The following is a 2,274-nucleotide window of genomic DNA, read 5'->3' on the forward strand; positions in this document are numbered from 1 at the left end:
GGAGGAACGGCGGCTTCTCGCCGCTTCGCCGCAGCAACTCATGAAGATCGTCGACGTAACCCGCAACGCTCCGCGACGGCGTCGGATCACTCCATCCGAATCCGGCGCGGTCATACGAGCAGGTGCGGATCTCATCCTTCAGTGCGGTCTGAACCAGCCACCATTCATAGAACGCGGTTGCGGCGCCTGACTCCATCACGACAGTGTGCGGACCGCGTCCCATACAGACGAGATGCAGGCTTCGGCCACCGATGTCGACGCGCGTCCCGACGGGCTGACCGAGGACAGAGAGAGTCGCGAGGACGAAAAACGCCGGCAGTATTCGAGTCATCAATCTGGTTTACGGTTGATCACTCGTGATCGTTACGGAGTCTCGTCCGCTCGCTCGGCATCCAACGATAGGGAATCTCATCCGAGTCCCACGGCAGGCGGTAGTGATCGGGATCCTCGTAGTCGTAGGCGCGCGACGGATAGTTGAGCATCAGGGCGTCGGTCGTGCCGACGTTCTGGAGACCGTGCCAGACGCCGATGGGAATGTGGAGGAAGGTGGGGCGGGCGTCGCCGGCGTGAAGCTCCATGAGCCGGCGGTGTGTCGGGCTCTCTTCCCGGCCGTCGTAGAGAACGATCTTCAGGTGCCCCTGATTGACGAAGAGGCGGTCGACGGTTTTCGCGTGACAGCTCCACGCGCCGATGGCGCCGGGGTAGAGACGCGACTGGTAGACGTGGACGACCGGTAAGCCGCTCGGGTCCCACTCCGTCCGGTAGGTCTCGGTGATCACGCCGTGGTCGCGCGGCACGTGCAGCACCTCGTGGGCGGAGACGCCGTCGATCGGCTGCTGAATGAATTGCCATTCCTTGGTGACGAGCTGGCCGTCTTTGCGTGCCGCGGTGAGCATCACTTTCTCCTCAGCCATCTAGGCCTTTGAACCGCCGGATGACGTCGAGCGATTCGCGCCGAAACCGGAGTCGCGTCCGCAATCGCCGCGCTGTCTGGCGAATGAAGCCGCGCAACAGCTCACGATACGACCAACTCTCCATCAGCTCCGTGCGACCCGTTACCGCATGCGCGAAAAGGTGCGCCTCGAGATCGGGATCCGTTTCGATGCGCGCCGTCCACGCTTCCTGCTCGTGGTGCGGCTTCGTGCGGTACACGTCGCGCCGGACGCTCGCCGGAAACTTGATCCCGGTCAGGCGTGGCACGAAGGCGACTCTCGCCCCCGCGGCCGCGGCGCGACGCCACAACTCGACGTCGGGCGGAGTCGTTCCGAGCTCCCGGTACGGACGCCATCCGCCGATCCGTTCGGTGAGGCTTCTCCGATGAACGACGCACAGCGGCGGAGCGTACGTGCCGAGCTCCTTCTGCGGGATCAAGAGCCATCCTGACTCGCCTTCCGCCGGAATCATGAAGCAGAGCGAATGCGCCAGATCGGCTCCCGTTGTCTGGATCGCGTCGACCATGACACCGAGATGATGCGGCAGCCAGAGATCGTCGTGGCCGTGGTAGGCGATCAGCTCACCGCGAGCCTGACGCAGTCCTTCGTTGTTCGGTCCACTCTGATGGCCGGTGTTCGCGGGAAGGTTGATCCAGCGTACGCGCGGATCGCCTGCCGCGGCGGTCACCTGCTCGGAGTCGTCGGTGCAGCCGTCGCCGATCACGAGCAGCTCGAAATCGGTGAACATCTGCCGCAGCACGCTCGCAATCGCGAACCGCAACACGCCGCTCCAGTTGTAGGTCGGCAGGATGACCGTGACCCGCGGGCTCACGGCCGGTCCCACTGGACGAAGGACGCGTCGAGGTCGCGGACCGACGCGCAGCCGAGGAGCTTGAGCGTTCGGATCACGTCGGTGCGAAGGATGTCGATGGCGCGGGTCACGCCGGGGCCGCCGGCCGCGCCGAGGCCGTACGCGTAGGCGCGGCCGATGAGAACGGCGCGGGCGCCGAGCGAGAGGGCCTTCACGATGTCGCTGCCGCGCCGGATGCCGCCGTCGAGGAGCACCTCGATGCGGCCTTTCACGGCGTCGACGACTTCCGGCAGAACGCTGAGGGTCGCCGCGACGCCGTCGAGCTGGCGGCCGCCATGGTTCGACACGACGACCGCGTCGGCGCCGTAGTCGATCGCCTGCCGCGCGTCGTCAGCAGTATGAACGCCCTTCGCGACGATCGGGCCTTTCCAGGCGTCGCGGATCCATGCGAAGTCGCTCCACGACACCATCGCCTGCTCGAGCGCGGCGCCGACGTCGGCGTACGGCATCGGGCCGTCCTTGAGCACGATG

4 protein-coding genes are annotated in these 2,274 nt (G+C 66.0%); all 4 read right to left on the reverse strand.

The features are described 5' to 3' along the window. A partial coding sequence (locus tag VGQ44_02140; GenBank protein HEV8445583.1) for a hypothetical protein occupies window positions 1-331 on the reverse strand: 331 nt, incomplete at its 3' end. 19 nt (window positions 332-350) lie between these two features. After that, window positions 351-914, reverse strand: a complete 564-nt coding sequence (locus VGQ44_02145; protein ID HEV8445584.1) for a hypothetical protein — start codon at window positions 912-914, stop codon at window positions 351-353. Further along, window positions 907-1,764 carry a glycosyltransferase family 2 protein gene (locus tag VGQ44_02150; protein ID HEV8445585.1) on the reverse strand — a complete coding sequence of 286 codons (858 nt, stop codon included), beginning with the start codon at window positions 1,762-1,764 and terminating at the stop codon, window positions 907-909. Before VGQ44_02150 ends, VGQ44_02145 begins: the two co-directional genes overlap by 8 nt. Further along, on the reverse strand, window positions 1,761-2,274 hold a 514-nt coding region (locus VGQ44_02155), incomplete at its 5' end, for an alpha-hydroxy acid oxidase (protein HEV8445586.1). The genes VGQ44_02155 and VGQ44_02150, both read right to left, overlap by 4 nt.

Source organism: Gemmatimonadaceae bacterium, assembly GCA_036003045.1.
Taxonomy (GTDB): Bacteria; Gemmatimonadota; Gemmatimonadetes; order Gemmatimonadales; family Gemmatimonadaceae; genus JAQBQB01.

Bases quoted from the DNA above. Each gene is read 5' to 3' on its own strand.
- VGQ44_02145 (HEV8445584.1), bottom strand. From the start codon at position 914: ATGGCTGAGGAGAAAGTGATGCTCACCGCGGCACGCAAAGACGGCCAG.